Below are 21,623 nucleotides of genomic sequence, written 5' to 3'. Positions count from 1 at the left end.
CGGATCGTAGTTCTTGTAGACGCGGTGGCCGAAGCCCATCAGCCGGAACGCGATTACGTGCCGATTGCGAAAAGGTAATTGAGCGAATAGCGAATAGGGAGTAGCGAATAGGGGAAACGGGCGAAGCCGACACAGCCCTATTCGCTATTCGCTACTCCCTATTCGCTCTCTTTATGCACCCCATCACCACCTCGGCGGCGATCTCGCCCGAGGGCCGCTCGCTCGCCATGCGCCGGGCAATCTCGGCAAAGCCCGCCTTTTGCCAGGCGCGCATGCCGGTGTCGGCAAACAGCGCTTCCAGCTGCCGCGCCAGGTTTTCCGGCCGGACATACTGATCGTAGAATTCCGGCACCAGCGCGCGATCGGATATCAAATTGGGCAGCAGCGCCGACCACGTCGTCACCATATGCTGCAGAAGCTGGCGCGCGATCGGGTCGAGCTTGTAGCAGGAGATCATCGGAACGCCTGCGAGCGCCAGTTCCAGCGAAACCGTCCCGGACGCGATCAACGCCGCATCGGCCTTGCCGAAGGCCTGCCATTTGCGCTCCGGCTCGGTGATGATTTCCGGCTTGTCATCCCAGCTCGCGACCGAGGCCTTCACCAGCTCGGCGACATGCGGCACCGTCGGCAACAGCAAGCGCAGGCGGTGGCCGCGCTGGCGCAGCGCCGACATCGCCTTGCCGAAGGGTTCGATCAGCCGCCGCACCTCGCCGCGGCGTGAGCCGGGCAGCACTAGCACCGTCTTGACGCGGCCGTCGGTGAGATCGCGCGGCTGGCTCTGCACCGCGGCGGCGCCTAGCACGCCCGGATCCCGCGTCAACCGGTGGCCGACATAAGTTCCCGGCGGTCCGCCAAGACGAGCGAGCGCCTTCACCTCGAACGGCAGTATGCAGAGGATGTGATCGACATAGGGCTTCATCGCCACCGCCCTGCCCGGCCGCCAAGCCCATACGCTCGGGCAGACATAATGGACGATCGGAATGGCGGGTGCTGCCGCGCGCACCTTCTTCGCCACGCGCAGCGAAAAGTCCGGGCTGTCGATGGTGATCAGGCAATCGGGCCGCTCGGCCGCGATGGTCGCCGCCGTCTGGCTGATGCGGCGCATCAGCCGCGGCAGGTCGCGCAGCACCGCGCTGAAGCCCATCAGCGCGATCTCGCCGCCGTCGAAGAGTGGGGTCAGCCCCAGTTGCTGCAGGTGGCGGCCGCCAATGCCGACGAGCTGCACCTTGCGGCCCGTCGTGCGCTCGAGCGCCCGCACGATGTCGGCGCCGAGCAGATCGCCGGATTCCTCGCCGGCGACGATCGCAAGCTTGAGCGGCTTGTCAGAGACCATTAGCCGGCTCCCCATTGGCAGCCTCCATAGCGGGCAGGCCAACGATGAACAGGCCGAGAGCATTGGCGCGCGCCAGCGTTTCCGGACCTTCGAGAATTAGGGAGTGGCCGGCTTCCAGCGCAATGCCGGCCAGCCCGGCGGCATGTGCGGCTTCGATCGTCTGCGGGCCGATGGAGGGCAAGTCGGCGCGCAATTCCTGCCCAGGCTTGGCGCATTTGACCAGCACGCCGCGCGCCTTGCCGGCCAGCCTGCCGTGGCCGCGCAATTCCCGCGTTCTGTCGAGCAGGCCGGCAGTGCCCTCGACGCCTTCCAGCGCGATGGCTCGACCTCCTATCGCAATCGCCGCCTGGCCGATATCGAGCGCGCCGATGGCTTTGGCGGCGGCGCGCCCGGCTTTGATGTCGCGCCAGTCGGATTGATTTGGATGAGCCGCCGTCAACGTGCCTTCGCCGGCCGTCAGTTCGGGAACGACCTCATGCGCGCCGACCACCGCAATGCCCCGATCTTCAAGGCCTCGGGTCAACATCTTCAGCAAGCCGTCGTCGCCGCGTCTCAGCGCTCTGATCACAGAAGGTATTATGGCCAGCAAGCCAAGTGTCGGTCGAATCTTGCTCAAACGCGGCCTGCGCTTGATTTCGCCGGCAAGAACGAGATGCGTGATCCCATTGCGCTTCAACAAGGGAAGCAGCAGGCCGATATCTTCCAGTGCCAGCGTCTGCCGCTCGTAGGCCGAAAAGTCCGCCTCGCGGTCGACCTCACCCTCGGCGATGATCACGAAGGGCACAAAACCTTGCTTGACCAGGCCATCGGCAACCTCGACGGGCAGGCTGCCCCCACCGGCGATGATGCCGACCCTCGAGCCCGGCGCGAGTACGAGCCCTGCCTTGGCAGGCTTAGCCCTCGTCATCGCCGCTGTCGTCGTCGCCGTCACCCTTGAGCGATGGGACGGCAAAGTGCCGTTTGCCGCGACTTGTGATGAAATCGATGATCTTCATGGCCGTTGGCGACTCGGCGAACTCGGCCTTGGCGAGCTCCACATTCTCGCCGACGGTGCGGGAACGATCGAAGATCGTCCTATAGGCCCTGCGCAGCAGGTAGATTTCGGAACGCGGCAGGCCGGAGCGCTTGAGGCCTACGATGTTCAGGCCACGCAGCTTGGCGCGGTTGCCGGCGGCGATGGCATAAGGAATGACGTCGCCAACGACCGCCGAGCAGCCGCCGATGAACACATTGTCGCCGAGGCGCACGAATTGATGAACGGCGGTCAGGCCGCCGATATAGACGTTGTCGCCGATCTCGCAATGTCCGCCCAGTGTCGCGCCATTGGCGAAGGTGGCATTCTTGCCGACGACGCAATCATGGGCGATATGGGCGTAGGCGAGGAAGTTGCCGTTGTCGCCGACAGTCGTCTCGCCACGGCTGGTGTCGGTGCCGACATGCATTGTAACGCCTTCACGAATGGTGCAATTCGCTCCGATGACCAGAGTGGTGCGACCGCCCTTGTGCTTGGTGTTTTGCGGCGGCGCGCCGAGCGTCGCCATTGGATAGACCTTTGTCCCGGCCCCGATGGACGTGGCGGCCATCACCGACACATGGCTTACCAGTTCGACGCGGTCGCCGATGATCGAATCGGCGCTGACATGGCAGAAGGGTCCGATACGGACGTCTTCGCCGAGCCTGGCTCCTTCTTCGACGACCGAGGAAGGATGGATGGATGTCGCGACTTTCATGAGCATTTCGAACCGTCAGCCGGTAACCATCATGGCCGAAACCTCGGCTTCGGCGGCTTTTGCGCCGTCGACCATCGCCTCGCAGGCGAATTTCAGCAGGTTGCCGCGTTTCTTGATCTTTTTGACGTGGATCCTGAGCTGATCGCCCGGAACGACCGGCTTGCGGAATTTCGCGTTGTCGATGGTCATGAAATAAACCAGCGACGGCTTCTCGGTGTTGAGGCTGCGAATGCAGATCGCGCCCGCGGTCTGGGCCATGGCCTCGATGATGAGCACCCCGGGCATGACCGGCTGCTGGGGAAAGTGGCCCTGGAAATGCGGCTCGTTGATGGTCACGTTCTTGATGCCGACAGCGGACTCGTCGCCGTCAATGTCGACGATGCGATCGATCAGCAGGAACGGATAGCGATGCGGCAGGAGCTTCATAAGCCCCATGATGTCGACCGCGTCGAGTGAGGTTGCCACCGTATCAGCCATTTCCGTCGCCTTGCTTGCGCGTCCTGGCCATCCTGCGCAGCATCGCTATCTCACGCATGGCTTCCGCCATGGGTTGTGCCGGGTAACCTCCCCAGACCTCGCCTGCCGGCACGTTGTTCATGAATCCACTTCTCGCAGCAAGCTTGGCTCCTGGCCCGATGGTCAGATGATCGGCGAGGCCGACACCGCCGCCCATGGTGACATTGTCGCCGACGACGACGGAACCGGAAATACCCGAAAGCCCGGCTATAATGCAATTGCGGCCGATGCGAACATTGTGGGCGATCTGCACCAGATTGTCGATCTTGGTGCCTTGGCCGATGACGGTGTCGGACATGGCGCCGCGGTCGACGGTCGAATTGGAACCCACCTCGACGTCGTCCTGGATGATGACGCGGCCGATCTGCGGCACGCGTTCAGGCCCTTTGGCGCCGCCGACAAAGCCGAAACCGTCCTGGCCGATCCTGGCGCCGCCATGGATGATGACGCGGTTGCCGATAAGCGCATATTGAATGCTGACGCCGGGGCCGATGAAGCCGTCGCGGCCGATCTGGCAGGAACGGCCGACAACGGCGTGGGGCGCAACAACCGTGCCGCTGCCGATGGATACGCCGGGACCGATCACGGCGCCCGCCTCTACGATCGCCCCGTCCTCGATATGCGCGGATGGGTCGATAAACGCGTGGGGCGATATGCCGGTCTCTCCGGTCAATGGCCCCGGGGTCGCAGCCTGCGGAAACAACAGGCGCCCGACCATCGCGAAAGCTTGCTGCGGGCGCGGATGCATGAGCACTGCGATGCCCGGCGGCGCCTTGCTGGCAAAATCGGCGGGGCATAGCACCGCGGCCGCCCTGAGCGACGGCATCAAGGCGAAATTGCGCTTGCCGTCGACAAAGACGAGCGCGCCGTTGCCACCCTCGTTGGCGGGAGCCAGCGCCTCGATGGCAATTTCGGCCTGATCGGAATCGAACAAGCTGGCGCCGGTCAGATTCGCGACCTCGCCTGCCGTGTACCGGCGTGAAGGCGCGAAGAACACCGGATCGGTCATTCCAGAAGTAATATCCAGCTGGGTTGGATCGGTCCACTCCGGGCCGTCATCCGGCCCGGAACCATCGCAACCACAAAATTAGAAGCGGGTCGCGATACCGAAGTTGAATTCCTGAACGTTGTCAGTCGACTCTTTCTTGACCGGGATCGCGTAGTCGATGCGGATCGGGCCGAACGGCGAAGCCCACATCAGGCCCACACCGACCGAAGCACGGAGCTTCATGCCCGTTGAGGACGAATCGACACCGACAAGGTTGTTGCCATAGAGCGTCGCTGCATCCGCAAAGACAGCGCCCCGCAGGCCGAAGCTCTCCGGAATGACCGGCAGCGGGAACTGCGCTTCAGCCGAGGCATTGAAGTAGGTCGTGCCACCGAGATGGTCGCCGCTGCCTCCGCTAGCCACAGGGCCAATACCGCCATACTCGAAACCGCGGATCATACGGTCGTTGCTCTGGAAATAGTCAAAGACACGCAGATCGTTGCTGCCATAGGCCGCAAGATAGCCTGCGCCGCCCGAAACCAGGCCCACCAGATCAAGCTGCTCTGACAAGGTCTGGTAAACACTGGCGCGCCCGGTCACCTTCACCCACTTGGCATCGCCGCCAAGACCGGCAAACTCGGTCGTGCCGGTGACGTACAGACCCTCATGCGGGTTCTTCATGTCGTCGATGGTGTTGTAAACCAATCCAAGGCTGACCGAAGACTTGAGCCACGGACTCTCGGCAATGCCAGCCTGGATCGCCGGAGATACGTCGCATTTTGTGGGGTCCAGCGCGCCGCCGGTTAAGCAATTGTCCGGGTACGAATACTTTTCCTGGGAGATGTTATAGGCCAGCTGCGTCGAGACGCTGCCAGTGATCGGCAGGCCGAAGCGGACGGTCGCCCCAGTAACGTCTGTATCGTAGTGGCTGTATTCCCGGGTCGACTTGTAGATGTCGAAGCCGGCCGCGATGCGCCGTCCGAGAAAATACGGCTCAGTGAAGGAAACAGCAAAGTCGCGCGAATGCTTGCCGCCGCCGGCCGACAGCTTGATGTACTGGCCGCGTCCGAGGAAGTTGCGTTCCGTGATCGAGCCTTCGATCGACGGGCCGGGCGTGTCGCCGCCAGTGGAATAACCAGCGCCGACCGAGAATTCGCCGGTCGACTTCTCGACAACGGTGACCACCAGGACGACCTGGTCAGGCGCCGAGCCGGGGACCGTCGAGATGTCGACAGACTGGAAATAATCAAGGGCTTCCAGCCGCTTCTTCGCGCGCTGGATGAGAACCTGGTTGAAGGCATCGCCTTCGCTGACATCGAATTCGCGACGGATGACATAGTCGCGCGTGCGGTCGTTGCCGCGGATCTCGATGCGCTCGACATAGGCCTTGGTGCCCTGGTCGATGGTGTAGACGACGGAAATGGTGTGGTTCTCGAAATCGCGGTCGCCGCGCGGCGTCACCTGAGCGAAGGCATAACCCGAACCCGCGACCTTCTCGGTCAACGCGACGATCGAATCCTCGACGTCCTTGGCGTTGTAGACGTCGCCCTTGTGGGTTTCGACCGCCGATTCCAGCGACTTCGAATCGACTTCAGGAATGGTGCTTTCCACGCTGACGTCGCCGAACGTATAGCGATCGCCTTCCTGCACGGTGATGGTGACCGTGTATTTGTTGGTGGCGTCGTCAAGCTCGCCGACGGCCGAGACAACCTGGAAGTCGGCATAGCCGTGATTGTAGTAGAAGCGGCGCAGCAGCTCCTGGTCGGCGCGCAGCTTGTCCTCGTCATAGACGTCGTCGCGCAGCACGAAGGACAGCCAGGACGAGCGCTTGGTGTTGATGACGTCCGACAGGCGGCGGCTGGAATAAGCGTGGTTGCCGACGAAGTTGATCGCCGCGATCTGGGTGCGGCCGCCTTCGTTGATATTGAAGACCACGTTCACGCGGTTGTCGCCGAGATCCATGACCTGCGTGGTCACGGCGGCGTCGTCGCGGCCGATGCGCTTGTAGGCCGTCTTGATCGCCTCGACATCGGCGTCCAGCGCCTGCTGCGAGAAGGTTGCACGCGGCTTCAGCTGGATACCCATCTGAAGCGCGTTGTCCTTGATCTTCTTGTTGCCCTGGAACAGGACCTGGTTGACGACCTTGTATTCGGAAACCTTGACGACAAGGCTCGAACCGACCTGGTTGATCTGAACGTCCGAGAACAGACCCGTGCCGAACAGCGCCTTGACGGCGTCGTCGATATCGGAGCTGGAAAAAGGCTTGCCCGGCTTGATCGAAATGTAATTGCGGATGGTTTCCGCATCGACGCGCTGGTTGCCGCTGACCTCGACACGCGAGATGATCGCGGCCTCGGCCACCGACGTGGCGGCGAACTGCACTGCGAGCGCGCCTGGCACGACCAGAGCGGCGGACAAAGCCGCCGCGGAAGCGGCGCTCAGAAACTTGGATGCTGCCTTCATCGGGCTTTTGTACCTTTTTCTCGTAGTCCCCACGGCGAGAAAACCGGACGTGCGGTATTTTCCCTTACCGTATTAACCGGATTTTCCCTACACGCAAGGCTCCCGGTTAATTTGTATTTACTTAACCGTACCGCGTGGCTTTCGCGTCACGCATATCCCCACGCATGGTAAACGGCATCTCAATATGACCGGCGCTGAAGCCAAATTTCTTCATGATTTCAGCATCCAAACAGATCGTTCCAAAACACGAAGCCCATGAAGCCGAGCACCAGGAACAACCCGGTCCGGTAGGCCATCTCCATCGTTCGCTCCGAAACGGGCCGCCTGATGACGGCCTCCACGCCGTAGAACAACAGGTGGCCGCCGTCGAGGGGGGGAATCGGCAGGAGATTGAGAAATCCTATTCCGACTGACAGAAATGCAACAAGCTGCACCAGCCACTCGAAGCCGAGCTTGGCTGCCTGGCCCGACATCTTTGCGATCTTGATCGGACCGCCCAACTGGCATTTGTCCTCGCGCCCAAGCGCAAAGCGCTGCAGGAACTGGCCGGTGCGCTCGATCACGTGCCCGGTTTCCTCGACCGCCGCCACCACGGCGCCGGCCGGCGTGTAGGAGATCAGGCGCGGCTGGCCGAGTTCGGCGTTGTTGACGACGCCTATGACCGCGACCTTGATCTTGTTGCCCAGCGCATCCTGCTGCTCCATGGGCTCCGGCGCGGCCGTAACCTCGATTTCCTTGCCGTCGCGCAGCATGGTGAAGGTGATGGCGTCGCCAGCCCGGCCTGAAACCAGCCGCTGCACGTCGGCGAAAGTCTCCACCTTGCTGCCGTCGACTTTGACGAATCGGTCGCCTGGCTGGATTCCGGCTTTTTCCGCCGGGCTGCCCGCGGTGACCTCGGCCACCATCGGCTCCAGGACCGGACGGCCATAGAGGGAAAACAGCACCGCAAACACGGCGATCGTCAGCAGGAAATTGAACAGCGGCCCGGCAACGACGGTAGCGGCGCGCTTCCAGATCGGTTGTGTGTGGAAGGCGACCTCGCGCTCAGCCTCTGTCAGCGATTCGATCTCTTCCGTGCTCGGCTGGCTCGACGTCGCATTCATGTCGCCGACGAATTTGACGTAGCCGCCAAGCGGAATGGCGCAAAGCTTCCAGCGCGTGCCGCGGCGGTCGTAAAAACCGAAGAGCTCGGGGCCGAAGCCGATGGAAAAAGCCTTCACGCCGATGCCGCACCAGCGGCCGATCAGATAGTGGCCCATCTCGTGGACGAACACGACGACGGTCAGCACGAACAGAAACGGCACGAGCGTGCCAAGGACGAAGCCTTGTGTGCTGAAAACCGCATGTAAGATGTCGTTCAAGTCATGCCCTCAAATTCGCCCGCGAGCGACATTCCACCGCGACTGTGGCATCAATCCGGGCGAATCGGTGGCGCGCGCCATTTTTCGCCTTACTGCTTCGCCGTTCAGTTCGGAAAAAGCCCCAATGCCGGATGCTCGGCGCCCGCCGCGACCCAGCCCATGACGTACAGTGCGAACGCGGCCGCGACAAGCCCGTCCACCCTGTCCATGACGCCGCCATGGCCGGGAATGAGGTTGCTGGAATCCTTGGCGCCGTGCCGACGCTTGACCCATGATTCGAACAGGTCGCCGGCTTGCGAAACGATCGACAGAGCAAGGGCCACGAGGCCAAGCTGGACGAGATTGCCGGCGCCGGCTGCGATTGCGAGCAAAACTCCGGCGATAACGCCGCCGACGGCGCCGCCCAGCGCGCCGCTCTGCGTCTTGCCGGGCGAGATCGACGGCGCGAGCTTCGGGCCGCCGACCGCGCGGCCGACGAAATAGGCCGCTATGTCGGTTGCCCAGACCACGGCGAACAGGAAGAGAATCGCAATCAGCCCGGAATGATTGTCGTCACGGAGATAGGCGAGCGAAAAGCCGGATAGTGCCGCATAGGCCACTCCCGCGGCTTCCCACGGCGCGGCCCCCTTTATTCGAGCGGCAATGGCCGCGACCGCCACAAGCACGGCGACGATGAGCAGCAGCCACAAGGCCGGCAGACCGGCGATCAGCGCGCCGACGAAGATCAGAATCAGCACTTCGGGCAGGCAGCCGAGAGCCGCGCCGTTCCCGGCGCGCGCCATGCGCGTCCATTCATAGAAGATCAGCGCCGCCATTGCGGCGCAGAACAGCCGGAACGGCAATCCGCCGAGCCAGGTGAGCGCAAGCGTCAGAGCCGCCATCACGATTGCCGAGATGACGCGCTGCTGGAGGTTGCTCATGCGTGCGGCGCCTAAAGCGCGACATCGCGGGCGGCGAGCCCGCCAAAGCGTCTTTCACGGCCGGCAAAGTCGCGCAGGGCGTCGGCCAGGTGCTCGCGGCTGAAGTCCGGCCAATAGCAAGGCAGGAAGACGAGCTCGCTATAGGCAGCCTGCCAGAGAAGGAAATTCGACAGCCTGAGCTCGCCGCTGGTCCTGATCACCAGCTCGGGATCGGGAATGCCCTTTGTGTCGAGCGACGCAGCGAAGCTTTCCGCCGTGATAGCCTCGCTCGCCATGTCGCCGCGCGCCACGGCCTCCGCGAGCTTGCGCGCTGTGCGCACGATCTCGTCGCGGCCGCCGTAATTGAAGGCGATGACCAGTGTCAGCGCCTCGTTGCCGGCGGTCAGCGATTCGGCCTCCTGCAGCAGCCCCCGGATATCGGGCTGCAGCCCCTCTTTGTCGCCGATCACTCTCACCCGCACGCCGTTCTGATGCAGTTCGGCGAGATCGCGGCGGATGAACAGCTTCAAAAGCCCCATGAGGTCGCTGACCTCGGATTTCGGCCGCGACCAGTTCTCCGAGGAAAATGCGTAGACCGTCAGATAGGAGATGCCGAGCTCGGGTGCGGCGCGCACCGTCTTGCGCAGAGCCTCGACGCCGGCGCGATGCCCGGCAAGGCGCGGCAGGCCGCGCGCCTTGGCCCAGCGTCCGTTTCCATCCATGATGATCGCGACATGCGCGGGCGTTGCCATGGTCTCGCTTTCGAGCCGGAAAACCCCGACCCTAAACCTGCATGATTTCAGCTTCCTTATCGGAAAGCAGGTGATCGATGGTGCTGATCATCTCGTCGGTCAGCTTCTGGACCTGGTCGGATCGCTTGCGGTGATCGTCCTCGCTGATGGTGCCGTCCTTCTCAGCCTTCTTGAGGAAATCCATGCCGTCGCGGCGGACATGGCGCACCGCGACGCGTGCGTTCTCGGCATAGCCATGCGAGATCTTGACCAGTTCCTTGCGGCGCTGCTCATTGAGCTCCGGCAGCGGGATCCTGAGATTGGTGCCGTCGACGATCGGATTGAAGCCCAGATTGGCTTCGCGGATAGCGCGGTCGACCGCGCTGACCATCGACTTGTCCCAGACCGAGACCGAAATCATGCGCGGCTCCGGCACCGTCACGTTGGCGACCTGGTTGATCGGCATCGTCGTGCCGTAGGCCTGGACCTGGACGGCGTCGAGCAGGTTGCTGGAGGCTCGGCCGGTGCGCAGCGACGCCAGGTCGTGCTTGAAGGCGGCGATCGCCCCGTCCATGCGTCGCTTCAGGTCTTCGAACTCGCCACTCATGATCATCTCCTCGACCCGTTCGCCGGGTTCACTGCTTATGCCGTCGTCCCGTCCGCGGTACCGTTCAACGGATCCCGGCCTCGGTTATTTGTCCGCGACGACCGTGCAATGGCCGCCGCCCCTTAGAATATCGCCGAAACCACCTTTTTCGTGGATCGAATAGACGATTATCGGAATGTTGTTTTCACGCGCAAGTGCAATCGCGGCGGTGTCCATGATCGCAAGACCGCGTTTGATGACTTCGGCGTGGCTGATGCGGTCGAAACGGACCGCGTTCGGGTCCTTCTTGGGGTCGGCCGAATAGACCCCGTCGACCTGCGTGCCCTTGAACAGCGCATCGGCGCCGATCTCGGCGGCGCGCAGGGCCGCGGCCGAATCGGTGGTGAAGAACGGATTGCCGGTTCCGCCGGCGAATATGACCACCTTGCCCTGGTTCATATAGGCTGTCGCCTGGCGTTGGGAAAAACTCTCGCAAAGTTCCGGCATGGCGATCGCCGAAAGCACGACGGCATCGACGCCGATCTTGTTGAGCGAGGTGCGCAGCGCCAGCGAGTTGATGACGGTGGCGAGCATGCCCATGTGATCGCCGGTGACCCGGTCGCCGCCTTTCGAGGCCACAGCCACGCCGCGAAAAATATTGCCGCCGCCGATGACGACACCCACTTCGACGCCCAGCGCGCGCGCCTCGGCAATGTCGGCGGCGATGCGGTCGACAACGGAGACATCGATGCCGAAATGCTGCTCGCCCATCAACGCTTCGCCCGAAGCCTTCAGCACGACACGTCGATAGAGGGGCTTCACCGTCATCTCATTCCTCGAATATCTCGGCGCGGCAATTTTGGAGGCAAAACCGCCCCCGCTTCATCCGGCGATGCTGTCATGACGGGTTGACCCGATACACGAAGGGCGCGGCGATGTCACGCCGCGCCCTCGTGCAAAATTCCAGGCTTTTTCGGTCAGTTGCCGCCTCTTTGATCAACGGCTGGAGACGCTGACCGCCTCGCCTTCGATCATGACCGCGGGCGAATAACCGGCCGGCTTGTCGCCGGTCACGGCGCCGCCAGTCACCCGGACCTGGATCTCGGAGCCGAAATAGGAATGCGGGAACGGCGCCGGCATGGCGCTGACCTTTTCCAGTCGCGCGCGAAGCTCGGCGGGAATCGAAAAATCGAGCGCGCCGAGATTGTCCTGCAGCTGAGTGAGCTTCGTCGCTCCAAGGATGACGGAAGCGATGCCTGGCTGCGTCGCCGCCCAGTTGAGCGCAACCTGGGCCATGCTGCGGCCGAGTTCGGCCGCCACCTTCTCGAGCTCCGCCACGATCGCCCAGTTGCGGTCGCTGAACTTCTGGAAGCCGGGATGCGTGGTGTTGCGGAAACCGTCGAGCCGCCCGGCCCTTCCGGCTTGCGTCGGCTTGTATTTGCCGCTGAGCAGCCCGCTGGCCAGCGGGCTCCACACCATGATGCCGGCGCCATGACGGGTGCTGAAAGGCACATATTCATGTTCGATGGCGCGCTCGGTGAGCGAATATTCGAGCTGCAGCGCCGAGACCGGCTCGTAGCCGCGCAGTTCGGCAATCGCCTGGGCGCGGCCGGCGTACCAAGCCGGCACGTCGGAGAGGCCGATATGGCGCACCTTGCCGGCGCGAACGAGGTCGTCCAGCGTGCGCAGCACCTCCTCGGCCGGGGTAATCCTGTCCCAGACATGCAGAAGATAAAGGTCGATATAGTCGGTGCCGAGCCGTTTCAGCGAGGCGTCCACGGCCCGCATGATGTTCTTGCGGCCGTTGCCGCCGGCATTCGGATTGCCGGCCTCGGAATTCATGGTGAATTTTGTGGCGATCACCGCCTTGTCGCGCAGGCCGCGCTCGGCGACGAACTCGCCGAGCCAGGTCTCGGCGGTACCGCCGGTATAGAGGTCGGCCGTGTCGAAGAAGTTGCCGCCCGCTTCGACATAGGCGTCGAACATCGCGCGGGCTGTGTCCCTGTCCGCGCCCCAGCCCCATTCGGTGCCGAAGGTCATGGTGCCAAGTGCCAGCCGGCTGACGCGCAGGCCGCTGTTGCCAAGCGTGTAATAGCTCATGGTCATGGTGGTCTCCCGATTCTGAACGGATTTCCTGCCGGTCACTGGCCGGGGGTCGCCTTGACCCAGGGATTGCCGCGCTCATGCGTCATGCGGAAGGTGAAGCCGTCGACCTTCCAGCCGGAAGCCGAGCGCGTCAGGTGGTGCTCATAGGTGCCCCAGACTTCCCAGAGCGGATCGCCATTGCCTTCCATCCGGTTCCAGGCATAGCCGTTGGAGCGGACAGTCGCGGCATCGGCTTCGAGCACGACCTGATGGTTGGTGCGCAGATGCAGGCTGGTCTTGCTGCCCTTGAGGTTGCCCGCCCAGGCGCCGATCAGGTCGTCGGACGCAATGTTGGCCGCGGGCTGGCCGGACAGGCTGCTGAAATCGCCGGTGACACGCTCTGCGAAATAGCTGCGCGCCAGCTTCCAGTCCTGCGCATCCACCGCGCGGTCGATGGCGTCTGCGATGCGGATGACGGCGCGCTCGTCGGCAAGGGCCTGCCAGCCGGCCGGTTCGGCACCGCCGGCATTGACCGGCGCCAGCACTATTCCTGCGGCAAAAGTTACATGTCTCAACGCGTTCATTTCGTCTCTCCTTGGCCATCAGCCCACCGCCAACATGTTGACGCCAATATGAGCCGGCTCAGGGGCATCGATAAGATTGCATTGTTCGAAAAGACTGTGCGATATCATTCATGAATGGATCGCGATCTGCTCACACACCTTCCGGTCATCGTCGCCGTGGCGCGGCGCGGAGGCTTCGCGCTTGCCGCGGCTGAGCTCGGCATGAGCCCGTCTGCCGTCAGCCATGCGGTGCGGCTGGTGGAGGAGCGTGTCGGCCAGCCGCTCTTTGCGCGCACGACGCGCAGCGTCTCGCTGACCGAGGCAGGCAAAGCGCTGGTGGAGACGGCGGGCCCTGCCCTGCAGGACATCGCCGAGCGGATGGACCGCATCCGCGGCGTGAAGGGAAGGCCCGCCGGCCTGCTCAGGATCAACGCCTCCACCATAGCGATCCCCCTGGCGGTGACGCCGGTGGTCGCGGCGATGGCCGAACGCTACCCCGACGTGACGGTCGAGATCGTTGCCGATCAGGGCCTTATCGATATCGTCGGGGAAGGGTTTGACGCCGGCATCCGGCTGGGTGAAATGATCGCGCAGGACATGATCACCGTCAGGATGACGCCGCCGTTCAACGCCGTGATCGTTGCTTCTCCCGCCTATGTCGCAAAGCACGGCCGTCCGCGCGACGTGGCCGATCTCGCCAACCACAACTGCATCGGCTACCGGCTGGTCCGATCGGGGGCGCTTTATCGCTGGGACCTGAACGACAACGGCAAGGATGTCGTCGTCGAAACGCGCGGCACGGCCATCGTCACAGATTCGCTTGGCGCCATCGACCTGGCGCTGGCCGGCGTCGGGCTCGCCTACGTCTTCGAGCCGCTGGTGCGCGCCGACCTTGCCGCCGGCCGCCTCGTCCAGATCCTGCCGCAGACGGCGATCGAGGAGCCCGGACTCTTCCTTTATTTTCCGCGCCGCGCGTCGATGGCGCCGAAGCTCAGGGCCTTTATCGACACCGCGCAAGAAATCGGCCGGGCATCCATGCGGACACCCGGCCGAGTCGCCTGAGCTCGTGAGCTCGTCACCTTAAGGAAACGCTGCGCGCTCCCCTCGGATCGGAGCTATTTCTTGACCGCGGCCGCGACTTCCGCCGCGAAATCGGTCGTTTCCTTCTCGATGCCTTCGCCGAGAGCAAAGCGCAGATAGGCGGTGATCTTCGCCGGAGCGCCAATCTCCTTCTCCGCGTCTTTCAGCGCCTTCTCGACAGTGATGTCGGGATTGAGCACGAACGCCTGCTTCAAAAGCACCACCTCTTCGTAGAACTTGCGCAGACGGCCCTCGACCATCTTCTCGATGATGGCTTCCGGCTTGCCCGACTGGCGCGCCTGGTCGGAGAAGATCGCCTTCTCGCGCTCGATCAGCGCCGGGTCGACCTCTTCGGCCGTCAGCGCCACCGGGTTAGTGGCGGCGACGTGCATGGCAACCTGGCGGGCAAAGGAGTTCGCGGCATGCTCGTTGCCGGTGGTCTCGATCGCGACCAGCACGCCGAGCTTGCCCAGCCCATCGGCAACCGCATTGTGGACATAGGTCGCCACCACGCCATGCGGCACGGTGAGCTTGGCCGAACGGCGGAAATTGATGTTCTCGCCGATGGTGCCGACCGCGTCCTTGACGGTCTCGGTGACCGTCTTGTCGGAGCCCGGATACTTGGCGGCGGCAACCGCTTCGGTTGCGCCATAGGCGAGCGCGACCTTCGCGACATTGCGGACCAGTTGCTGGAACTGCTCGTTGCGGGCGACGAAGTCGGTTTCGGAATTGACCTCGACGATGGCCGCTTCACGCACGCCGGCGTCGACGCCGATCAGGCCCTCGGCGGCAGTGCGCCCGGCCTTCTTGTCGGCCTTGGAGATACCCTTCTTGCGCAGCCAGTCGACGGCCGCTTCCATGTCGCCGTTGGTCTCGTTCAACGCCGCCTTGCAGTCCATCATGCCCGCGCCGGTCAAGTCGCGGAGTTCTTTGACCTGTGCAGCCGAAATGCTCATTGTCGCCTCTTTGTCTCAAATGCGCCGACGCACCAACCGGGACTCGGGTGATGCGCTCGGCAAAAGCGCTTTAGCGCGCCAACTTATTGGAAAGATGAAGGCCGGGATCCGGCCTTCCTTATCAAGCTTCCGGAGCTTCGGCAGCCGGAGCGCCGAGCGCTGGCTCGACCGGAGCCTCGGCCGAGGCGCCGATGTCGACGCCGAGCGCGCCCTGCTGACGGGCGATGCCGTCGATGGCGGCCTTGGCGATCAGGTCGCAATAGAGCTGGATGGCGCGGGCCGCGTCGTCATTGCCGGGGATCGGGAAGTCGATCTTGTCCGGGTCGCAGTTCGAATCGATGATGGCCACGACCGGGATGCCGAGGCGCTTGGCCTCGAGGATGGCGATTGCTTCCTTGTTGGTGTCGATGACGAACATCAGGTCCGGCGTCGAGCCCATGTCCTTGATGCCGCCGAGAGCCTTGTTGAGCTTCTCGCGCTCGCGGTCGAGGTTCAGGCGCTCCTTCTTGGTGAGGCCCTGGGCCTCGCCGGAGAGCGTCTCGTCGAGCTTGCGCAGGCGCTGGATCGAGTTCGAGATCGTCTTCCAGTTGGTGAGCATGCCGCCCAGCCAACGCGAATTGACATAGTACTGGGCCGAACGCTGCGCCGCGTCGGCGACGATGTCGGACGCCTGGCGCTTGGTGCCGACGAACAGCACGCGGCCGCCCTTGGCGACGGTGTCGGACACCTGCTTCAGGGCCTGGTGCAGCAGCGGCACCGTCTGCGACAGGTCGATGATGTGGATGTTGTTGCGGGCGCCATAGATGTAAGGCGCCATCTTCGGGTTCCAGCGGTGAGTCTGGTGGCCGAAGTGAACACCAGCTTCCAAAAGCTGGCGCATGCTGAAATCTGGCAGAGCCATTCTTTAGTTCCTTTCCGGTTGGCCTCCACGGACACAGGCATTTCGGACTTATGTCCTGATGCCACCGGAGGTCTCAGCCGGATTTCTCCCGGGCAGACACCAAAGTCCGTGTGTGGAATGAGCGCGCATATAGAGGGGAAGCGTCACAAAGGCAAGCCGGGTGTCACTTCGCGCATCAACGTGCGGCAATCAGCGCACCGGTACCGATCATCGCGCCGCCAGCGAGCCTGTTCATGAGGCGCATGCGCTTTGGGGTCTTGAACCACCCGGCTGCCCGCCCCGCCATCGCGGCATAGAGGCCCATGGTGATGATATTGACGCTGACCACGACAAGGACCACGAGCAGGCCATCGGCGAAGGTCATAGTATCAAGGTTGAGGATCAGCGGCATGATGGAGGCATGGAACAGAATGGCCTTCGGATTGCCGAGCGCAATGGATGCGCCGAGAAAGAAGGACCGCGACAGCCGCGCCTGTTTCTGGCGAGAGTCGTCCGGCTTCTGGGCGGCGGCCCGCCACATCCTGATGCCGAGAAAGACCAGGTAAGCGGCGCCGGCGTATTTCAGCAAAAGAAAAATCCACTCGAAGGTCTGGGCCAAGGCCACCAACCCGAGCAACGCCAGGGTGACCAGGACGGCGTCGCCAGCGGCGACCCCCATGCCGGCTATGAAAGCGCGCAAGAACCCACGCGACAGACCATTGGTGATGACCGCGAACATCGCCGGTCCAGGCGTGGCGGCGGCCAATGAGATCGCGACGCAATAAGCCAGGAACGCCGTCACCGTCATCGTCTTACCTTCCCATTCGCAACCCGCACGCGGCGGAAGATCGCCACGATGTCCTCGCGGCTGCATTCGATCGCCCCAAGCCTGACCGCGCGATCACGCTCGAAGCCAGTGATATCGTAATGCGGCGCCGATGTCTTGGGCGGCCCCTGATAGGACGAGCGCTTAAGGCCCAGCTCGGCTGCAAAGCGATGGAGTTCGTCGGTATTGTCGGCGAGCAGATGGCACCAGCGGTGGCCGGCCCATTTCCAGATCGCCGCATCGACATAGACTGCCATCAGGCCCACCGCATTCGGTGAGCCTCACGCATGGTATTCGGAGGCCAAGCCTGCAAGCCGGGCCGGCTGCCGTCAGCAATTGCTATTTCGACGCCGGGCAAGGCTTGGTCTGATCGAACAGCGACAGGTTCACCAGCTTGCCGGTCATCGAGAATTCGCCATAGTCCATGACGAGGTCGCGGGTGATGCCGTTCTCGTGCAGCTTGAAGCTGATCCGGTATTCCGGCACCTCTTCGCCTTTGTTGTCGGTATCGTCGAAATAGGCGATGTCGACCGGCCAGTATTTGTCGGTGGCGAGCTTGGCCAGCGCCGGCGCCTCCGGGTCGGATTTCTGGACGTCGGTCTTCTTGCCGACGATGACGGTGGTGGTCATCACCTTGTTGGCGTCCTCGGAGCCGTCGAACAGGTTGGTCTGGTAGAAATTCTCGCCCTTTTCGGCCTTGCCGATCAGCTCGACCAGATGCTGGGTCGGGAACTGCGTCGCTGCAAGCTCGAGGCTGTTCTTCTCAGGCTTGTCGATCTCGACTTTGAGGCCCTTCTGCTCCCGGGTCGCGGTGCCTTTCACTTCCTTGTCGAGGTTCTGGTCGGTGAAGGATTTCGTCACGAACGAAAAAGTTTTGCCCTCGGCATCCTCGAACGTGGTCGTCTGCTGGTCCGTCAGCTTCGTACCTTCGGCGGTGGCAATCTGGGTGACGAAGCGGAATTTCACCGTATAGCCTTCGCAGGCGGAACCATTGAACTCATAGACCATGCGGCCGGTGATGCCGGTAATGCCTGAGCGGTCGGAGGCCTTGTTGAGCGTGAGATCGTAGACGGCGCGATGCGCCTGCAGCGCGGGCACCGCAAGGGCCGGCGCCATCGGCAGCATCGCCGAGAAACAGGCGGCGGCGAAAAAAAGGCGCGTTGCGCGCATGCGTTGCTCCGATCGTCGCGGCCGCGAGGCAGACCGCAGGGAAAGATGGTCCAGCTTAAAAAAAGTCGTGGCGGAAGCGAGGCAAAAATAGCAATTTCGGCCCGGCCAACGCGGCGTCTTCCAGCAATAGGGAAAACCAATGAGCGAAACAATCGAAAAGCGGCTAAGCGATCTTGGCGTCACCCTCCCGGCCGCCGCCGCGCCCGCCGCCAACTACGTGCCCTATTGCCGCACCGGCAGCACGCTGTTCACCGCCGGCCAGTTGCCGCTGAAGGACGGCAAGCTGCAGGCAAGCGGGTTGCTCGGCCGCGACATCGACACCGCTGCAGGCAAGGAGGGCGCGAAATTCTGCGCCATCAACCTCCTGGCGCAGGCCAAGGCCGCACTGGGCTATCTCGAAAGGATCCGGCGCCTGGTCAAGATCACCGTCTTCGTCGCCTCCGCGCCGGATTTCGTCGAGCAGCATCTTGTCGCCAACGGCGCCTCCGACTTCCTGGTCGCCGCACTCGGCGAGCGCGGCAAGCATGCCCGCTCCGCCGTCGGCACCGCCTCGCTGCCGCTCAACGCCGCGGTCGAGATCGAAGCGATCTTCGAAGTCGAGTGAGGCTCAACATGACCGATCTGTCCTGGCTGATTGCGCAGCCCCTCGCGCATCGCGGCTTCCACGACATGAACAAGACGCGCTGGGAAAACACGCTGTCGGCTTTCGCCGCGGCCGCCGAGCGCGGCTATGCCATCGAATGCGACGTGCATATCTCGTCCGACGGCGTCCCGGTCATCATCCATGACGGCGAGCTGAAACGCCTCACCGGCCAAGATGGCTTCGTCTGGCAACGCACCGCGGCCGAACTGGCGACGCTCAAGATCGGCGGCACCAAGGACCACGTGCCGACGCTCGAGGAGGCGCTCGACCTGATCGACGGCCGTGTGCCGCTGGTGGTCGAGTTGAAAGGCGTTCCTGGCCATGATGCCGGGCTGGTGGCCAGCGTCGGCCGGCTGCTCAAGCGCTACAACGGCAAGGTAGCGATCATGTCGTTCGATCACTGGCTGATCCGCGACTTCGCCAAGGAGGCCCCCGGCATCCCCGGCGGGCTGACCGCCTATGGCAGGGACAATCAGCTGATCGAGGCGCATTTCGCGATGCTCGCGCACGACCTCGCCTTCACCTCCTACGCTGCCGGCGACCTGCCCAACCCCTTCGTCAGCTTCGTGCGCGAAAAGCTGAAGATGCCGGTCATCACCTGGACCGTGCATGACCAGCCGGCGGTCGACCTCACCTTCAAATATGCCGACCAGATGACCTTCGAGGGTTTCGAGCCCGGCGTGGTGAGAGTTGGCTGAGCCGGGTGCCTCAAACGTGACTTGTAGCTGCCCCTGCGAAGCTTAAATAAGCCCCATGGATCAGGGCGACGAAGACGATGGACAGGCAGCGAACGCGGATTATGCGATCCGCATCGCGGCGGGTATCGGCGCCTTCACCTGCGAGGAATGGAACGGCTTTGCCGGAACCACGCGCGGCGACCAAGAAAACGGTTACAACCCGCTGGTTTCATTCGCTTTTCTAAGCGCATTGGAAGATTCCGGCTGCGCTGTCCGGCGCACCGGCTGGCAGGGTCATCACCTGCGGCTGGAAACCGCGCAAGGCAGGTTGCTCGGCGCCGTCCCTTGTTACCTCAAATCGCACAGCCAGGGCGAATATGTCTTCGACCACGGCTGGTCGGATGCCTTCGAGCGAGCCGGCGGCCGCTATTATCCCAAGTTGCAATGCTCGGTGCCGTTTTCACCAGTCACCGGCCCTCGCCTGCTGGTCGGCAAAGGCGAAAATGAAAGTGCGGTGAAGGCAGGACTGGCGGAAGGCCTGAAGCTCGTGACCGACAAGCTCGGCGTCTCGTCCGCGCATGTCACCTTCGCAACCGAGCCGGATGTGGCGACGCTGGAAGCGGCGGGCTTCCTGCATCGCACCGACCAGCAGTTCCATTTCTTCAACGAAGGCTTTTCGACCTATGACGACTTCCTCGCCACGCTTGCCTCGCGCAAGCGCAAGGCAATGAAGAAGGAGCGCCGCGAAGCGCTTGCCGACGGCATCTCGATTGACTGGCTGACCGGCAAGGACATCACCGAAAGCGCCTGGGACGATTTCTTCGCCTTCTACATGGATACCGGCGGCAGGAAATGGGGGCGGCCTTATCTCAACCGACAGTTCTTCTCGCTGATCGGCGAGCGCATGGCCGACGACATCCTCCTGGTGATGGCAAAGCGGAACGGCCGCTACATTGCCGGCGCCATCAACTTCATCGGTTCCGACGCGCTCTACGGACGCAACTGGGGTTGCATCGAGGATCACCCCTTCCTGCATTTCGAGGTCTGCTACCATCAGGCGATCGATTTCGCCATCGAGCGCAAGCTCAAGGTGGTGGAGGCAGGCGCGCAGGGCGAGCACAAGCTGGCGCGCGGCTACCGGCCGGTGACCATGCATTCGGCGCACTACTTCTCGCATCCCGGTTTGCGCAACGCCGTCGCCGACTATCTCAGGCGCGAGCGACGCGAGGTCGAGCGCATGAGCGAATATCTCGAAGAGCACACGCCGTTCCGCAAGGATCTTGGGGAATAGGTCTCGCGGTCGGTGTGGCTTTCCGGCAGCACGGCGTGCCGTCAACAACAGCCGATAGTCCTGAGCGAATGACGCGGGCTTGATGCATGCCGACCAAAACTTCGCAGCGGCGAGAACGACCTGCATGAAAACAGAGACTTAAGGCGCATCGGCTGCATCCATTCCTTACGAGGCGCTTTGTCGATCTCGCCTGAGCGCCTTGCCGCCCGTCGGCGGCTTCGATACACCGGACGGCAAATGCAATTGGGAGTGTCACCCCATGGCCGAAGCCTATGATCCCGGCAACATCTTCGCGAAAATCCTGCGCGGCGAGATTCCGTCGCACCGCGTCTACGAGGACGATGCGGTCGTCGCCTTCATGGATGTGATGCCGCAAGGCATGGGCCACACGCTGGTGATGCCCAAGGCGCCGTCGCGCAACATGCTCGACGCCGATCCGGCAACGCTCGGTCCGCTGTTCGCGGTCGTCCAGAAGCTGGCCGTGGCAGTGAAAAAGGCCTTCGATGCCGACGGCGTCACCCTCATGCAGTTCAACGAATCGGCTTCCGGGCAGACCGTCTACCATCTCCATGTCCATGTCATTCCGCGCTTCGAAGGCATATCCTTGAAGCCGCATTCCGGCCAGATGGAGAAGCCCGAAGTGCTGGCCGAGAACGCCGGCAAGATCCGCGCGGCGCTGGGAAGCTGACCCAGCCTTCGACCCGGCGACTGCGCGCTGACCGCTCAAAAGAAAAGAGCCCCATGCCGGGGCTCTTTTGCATTTCACATGAAGGCCGTGGCGCAGAAGCCGGAGCCGAAGGGCAAGGACGGCAACAAACGCAGCCTTGTGCCGCAACTGCCGCGCA

23 protein-coding genes are annotated in these 21,623 nt (G+C 63.2%); 5 read left to right on the top strand and 18 right to left on the bottom strand.

Annotation, left to right across the window (positions count from 1 at the left end):
• Window positions 1-151: 151 nt before the first annotated feature.
• From lpxB to FJ980_RS22300, 13 genes are all read right to left on the bottom strand, one after another.
• Window positions 152-1,333 carry a lipid-A-disaccharide synthase gene (gene lpxB, locus FJ980_RS22360; RefSeq protein ID WP_140545929.1) on the bottom strand — a complete coding sequence of 394 codons (1,182 nt, stop codon included), beginning with the start codon at window positions 1,331-1,333 and terminating at the stop codon, window positions 152-154.
• Window positions 1,323-2,240, bottom strand: a complete 918-nt coding sequence (gene lpxI / locus FJ980_RS22355; RefSeq protein WP_140545928.1) for a UDP-2,3-diacylglucosamine diphosphatase LpxI — start codon at window positions 2,238-2,240, stop codon at window positions 1,323-1,325. The genes lpxB and lpxI overlap by 11 nt, the downstream gene beginning before the upstream one ends.
• Window positions 2,227-3,063 (bottom strand): acyl-ACP--UDP-N-acetylglucosamine O-acyltransferase, encoded by an 837-nt coding sequence (gene lpxA / locus FJ980_RS22350; protein WP_140545927.1) that lies wholly within the window; start codon window positions 3,061-3,063, stop codon window positions 2,227-2,229. Before lpxA ends, lpxI begins: the two co-directional genes overlap by 14 nt.
• Window positions 3,064-3,078: 15 nt before the next feature.
• Window positions 3,079-3,540 (bottom strand): 3-hydroxyacyl-ACP dehydratase FabZ, encoded by a 462-nt coding sequence (gene fabZ, locus FJ980_RS22345; protein ID WP_095765364.1) that lies wholly within the window; start codon window positions 3,538-3,540, stop codon window positions 3,079-3,081.
• Window positions 3,533-4,588, bottom strand: a complete 1,056-nt coding sequence (lpxD, locus tag FJ980_RS22340) for a UDP-3-O-(3-hydroxymyristoyl)glucosamine N-acyltransferase (protein WP_140545926.1) — start codon at window positions 4,586-4,588, stop codon at window positions 3,533-3,535. The genes fabZ and lpxD overlap by 8 nt, the downstream gene beginning before the upstream one ends.
• Before the next feature lie 78 nt (window positions 4,589-4,666).
• Window positions 4,667-7,030 carry an outer membrane protein assembly factor BamA gene (gene bamA / locus FJ980_RS22335; RefSeq protein WP_140545925.1) on the bottom strand — a complete coding sequence of 788 codons (2,364 nt, stop codon included), beginning with the start codon at window positions 7,028-7,030 and terminating at the stop codon, window positions 4,667-4,669.
• A 218-nt stretch (window positions 7,031-7,248) separates the two neighbouring features.
• Window positions 7,249-8,391 (bottom strand): RIP metalloprotease RseP, encoded by a 1,143-nt coding sequence (gene rseP / locus FJ980_RS22330; protein WP_140545924.1) that lies wholly within the window; start codon window positions 8,389-8,391, stop codon window positions 7,249-7,251.
• Window positions 8,392-8,495: 104 nt separating this feature from the next.
• A complete protein-coding gene (locus tag FJ980_RS22325; RefSeq protein ID WP_140545923.1) occupies window positions 8,496-9,311 on the bottom strand; it encodes a phosphatidate cytidylyltransferase in 816 nt (271 codons plus the stop codon).
• 11 nt (window positions 9,312-9,322) lie between these two features.
• A complete protein-coding gene (locus FJ980_RS22320; protein ID WP_140545922.1) occupies window positions 9,323-10,042 on the bottom strand; it encodes an isoprenyl transferase in 720 nt (239 codons plus the stop codon).
• Between the two features lie 31 nt (window positions 10,043-10,073).
• Window positions 10,074-10,628, bottom strand: coding sequence for a ribosome recycling factor (gene frr, locus FJ980_RS22315; protein ID WP_140545921.1), 555 nt, complete (start codon window positions 10,626-10,628; stop codon window positions 10,074-10,076).
• An 84-nt stretch (window positions 10,629-10,712) separates the two neighbouring features.
• Window positions 10,713-11,435: a UMP kinase gene (pyrH, locus tag FJ980_RS22310; RefSeq protein ID WP_095765617.1), complete on the bottom strand. Its 723-nt coding sequence runs from the start codon at window positions 11,433-11,435 to the stop codon at window positions 10,713-10,715.
• Window positions 11,436-11,603: 168 nt separating this feature from the next.
• Window positions 11,604-12,713: an aldo/keto reductase gene (locus tag FJ980_RS22305; RefSeq protein ID WP_140545920.1), complete on the bottom strand. Its 1,110-nt coding sequence runs from the start codon at window positions 12,711-12,713 to the stop codon at window positions 11,604-11,606.
• A 35-nt stretch (window positions 12,714-12,748) separates the two neighbouring features.
• Entirely contained in the window at window positions 12,749-13,276 is a 528-nt protein-coding gene (locus FJ980_RS22300) for a nuclear transport factor 2 family protein (protein ID WP_140545919.1), read from the bottom strand.
• 114 nt (window positions 13,277-13,390) lie between these two features.
• Between FJ980_RS22300 and FJ980_RS22295 the strand changes: the two genes are divergently transcribed.
• Window positions 13,391-14,317 (top strand): LysR family transcriptional regulator, encoded by a 927-nt coding sequence (locus FJ980_RS22295; protein WP_140545918.1) that lies wholly within the window; start codon window positions 13,391-13,393, stop codon window positions 14,315-14,317.
• 53 nt (window positions 14,318-14,370) lie between these two features.
• Here FJ980_RS22295 and tsf read toward each other — a convergent pair whose 3' ends face one another.
• From tsf to FJ980_RS22270, 5 genes are all read right to left on the bottom strand, one after another.
• Window positions 14,371-15,291, bottom strand: coding sequence for a translation elongation factor Ts (gene tsf, locus FJ980_RS22290; protein ID WP_140545917.1), 921 nt, complete (start codon window positions 15,289-15,291; stop codon window positions 14,371-14,373).
• A 121-nt stretch (window positions 15,292-15,412) separates the two neighbouring features.
• Window positions 15,413-16,192, bottom strand: a complete 780-nt coding sequence (rpsB, locus tag FJ980_RS22285) for a 30S ribosomal protein S2 (protein WP_140545916.1) — start codon at window positions 16,190-16,192, stop codon at window positions 15,413-15,415.
• 175 nt (window positions 16,193-16,367) lie between these two features.
• Entirely contained in the window at window positions 16,368-16,937 is a 570-nt protein-coding gene (locus FJ980_RS22280) for a LysE family translocator (protein ID WP_246676510.1), read from the bottom strand.
• A 38-nt stretch (window positions 16,938-16,975) separates the two neighbouring features.
• The gene (locus FJ980_RS22275; RefSeq protein ID WP_140545914.1) at window positions 16,976-17,254 is read right to left on the bottom strand and encodes a DUF4031 domain-containing protein; all 279 of its coding nucleotides are present in this window, start codon (window positions 17,252-17,254) and stop codon (window positions 16,976-16,978) included.
• A gap of 82 nt (window positions 17,255-17,336) precedes the next feature.
• The gene (locus tag FJ980_RS22270) at window positions 17,337-18,167 is read right to left on the bottom strand and encodes a cell envelope integrity EipB family protein (protein ID WP_140545913.1); all 831 of its coding nucleotides are present in this window, start codon (window positions 18,165-18,167) and stop codon (window positions 17,337-17,339) included.
• A 139-nt stretch (window positions 18,168-18,306) separates the two neighbouring features.
• On the opposite strand from FJ980_RS22270, the gene FJ980_RS22265 reads away from it, so the two are divergent.
• From FJ980_RS22265 to FJ980_RS22250, 4 genes are all read left to right on the top strand, one after another.
• Complete coding sequence (locus FJ980_RS22265) at window positions 18,307-18,771, top strand: RidA family protein (RefSeq protein ID WP_140545912.1); 465 nt, start codon at window positions 18,307-18,309, stop codon at window positions 18,769-18,771.
• Window positions 18,772-18,779: 8 nt separating this feature from the next.
• Window positions 18,780-19,508: a glycerophosphodiester phosphodiesterase gene (locus FJ980_RS22260; RefSeq protein WP_140545911.1), complete on the top strand. Its 729-nt coding sequence runs from the start codon at window positions 18,780-18,782 to the stop codon at window positions 19,506-19,508.
• Window positions 19,509-19,563: 55 nt separating this feature from the next.
• The gene (locus FJ980_RS22255) at window positions 19,564-20,778 is read left to right on the top strand and encodes a GNAT family N-acetyltransferase (RefSeq protein WP_140545910.1); all 1,215 of its coding nucleotides are present in this window, start codon (window positions 19,564-19,566) and stop codon (window positions 20,776-20,778) included.
• Between the two features lie 259 nt (window positions 20,779-21,037).
• Window positions 21,038-21,466, top strand: a complete 429-nt coding sequence (locus FJ980_RS22250) for an HIT family protein (RefSeq protein WP_140545909.1) — start codon at window positions 21,038-21,040, stop codon at window positions 21,464-21,466.
• Window positions 21,467-21,623 lie beyond the last annotated feature (157 nt).

It is taken from the genome of Mesorhizobium sp. B1-1-5, assembly GCF_006443065.1.
GTDB lineage: Bacteria > Pseudomonadota > Alphaproteobacteria > Rhizobiales > Rhizobiaceae > Mesorhizobium.
The sequence above is the reverse complement of the archived record's forward strand: the minus strand, read 5'-3'. Positions and strand labels throughout refer to the sequence as shown.

What these genes read in the sequence shown, in the direction of transcription:
- lpxB (WP_140545929.1), bottom strand. Translation starts at nt 1,333, where the DNA reads ATGGTCTCTGACAAGCCGCTCAAGCTTGCGATCGTCGCCGGCGAGGAA.
- lpxI (WP_140545928.1), bottom strand. Translation starts at nt 2,240, where the DNA reads ATGACGAGGGCTAAGCCTGCCAAGGCAGGGCTCGTACTCGCGCCGGGC.
- lpxA (WP_140545927.1), bottom strand. Translation starts at nt 3,063, where the DNA reads ATGAAAGTCGCGACATCCATCCATCCTTCCTCGGTCGTCGAAGAAGGA.
- fabZ (WP_095765364.1), bottom strand. Translation starts at nt 3,540, where the DNA reads ATGGCTGATACGGTGGCAACCTCACTCGACGCGGTCGACATCATGGGG.
- lpxD (WP_140545926.1), bottom strand. Translation starts at nt 4,588, where the DNA reads ATGACCGATCCGGTGTTCTTCGCGCCTTCACGCCGGTACACGGCAGGC.
- bamA (WP_140545925.1), bottom strand. Translation starts at nt 7,030, where the DNA reads ATGAAGGCAGCATCCAAGTTTCTGAGCGCCGCTTCCGCGGCGGCTTTG.
- FJ980_RS22325 (WP_140545923.1), bottom strand. Translation starts at nt 9,311, where the DNA reads ATGAGCAACCTCCAGCAGCGCGTCATCTCGGCAATCGTGATGGCGGCT.
- FJ980_RS22320 (WP_140545922.1), bottom strand. Translation starts at nt 10,042, where the DNA reads ATGGCAACGCCCGCGCATGTCGCGATCATCATGGATGGAAACGGACGC.
- frr (WP_140545921.1), bottom strand. Translation starts at nt 10,628, where the DNA reads ATGAGTGGCGAGTTCGAAGACCTGAAGCGACGCATGGACGGGGCGATC.
- pyrH (WP_095765617.1), bottom strand. Translation starts at nt 11,435, where the DNA reads ATGACGGTGAAGCCCCTCTATCGACGTGTCGTGCTGAAGGCTTCGGGC.
- FJ980_RS22305 (WP_140545920.1), bottom strand. Translation starts at nt 12,713, where the DNA reads ATGACCATGAGCTATTACACGCTTGGCAACAGCGGCCTGCGCGTCAGC.
- FJ980_RS22300 (WP_140545919.1), bottom strand. Translation starts at nt 13,276, where the DNA reads ATGAACGCGTTGAGACATGTAACTTTTGCCGCAGGAATAGTGCTGGCG.
- FJ980_RS22295 (WP_140545918.1), top strand. Translation starts at nt 13,391, where the DNA reads ATGGATCGCGATCTGCTCACACACCTTCCGGTCATCGTCGCCGTGGCG.
- tsf (WP_140545917.1), bottom strand. Translation starts at nt 15,291, where the DNA reads ATGAGCATTTCGGCTGCACAGGTCAAAGAACTCCGCGACTTGACCGGC.
- rpsB (WP_140545916.1), bottom strand. Translation starts at nt 16,192, where the DNA reads ATGGCTCTGCCAGATTTCAGCATGCGCCAGCTTTTGGAAGCTGGTGTT.
- FJ980_RS22275 (WP_140545914.1), bottom strand. Translation starts at nt 17,254, where the DNA reads ATGGCAGTCTATGTCGATGCGGCGATCTGGAAATGGGCCGGCCACCGC.
- FJ980_RS22270 (WP_140545913.1), bottom strand. Translation starts at nt 18,167, where the DNA reads ATGCGCGCAACGCGCCTTTTTTTCGCCGCCGCCTGTTTCTCGGCGATG.
- FJ980_RS22265 (WP_140545912.1), top strand. Translation starts at nt 18,307, where the DNA reads ATGAGCGAAACAATCGAAAAGCGGCTAAGCGATCTTGGCGTCACCCTC.
- FJ980_RS22260 (WP_140545911.1), top strand. Translation starts at nt 18,780, where the DNA reads ATGACCGATCTGTCCTGGCTGATTGCGCAGCCCCTCGCGCATCGCGGC.
- FJ980_RS22255 (WP_140545910.1), top strand. Translation starts at nt 19,564, where the DNA reads ATGGATCAGGGCGACGAAGACGATGGACAGGCAGCGAACGCGGATTAT.
- FJ980_RS22250 (WP_140545909.1), top strand. Translation starts at nt 21,038, where the DNA reads ATGGCCGAAGCCTATGATCCCGGCAACATCTTCGCGAAAATCCTGCGC.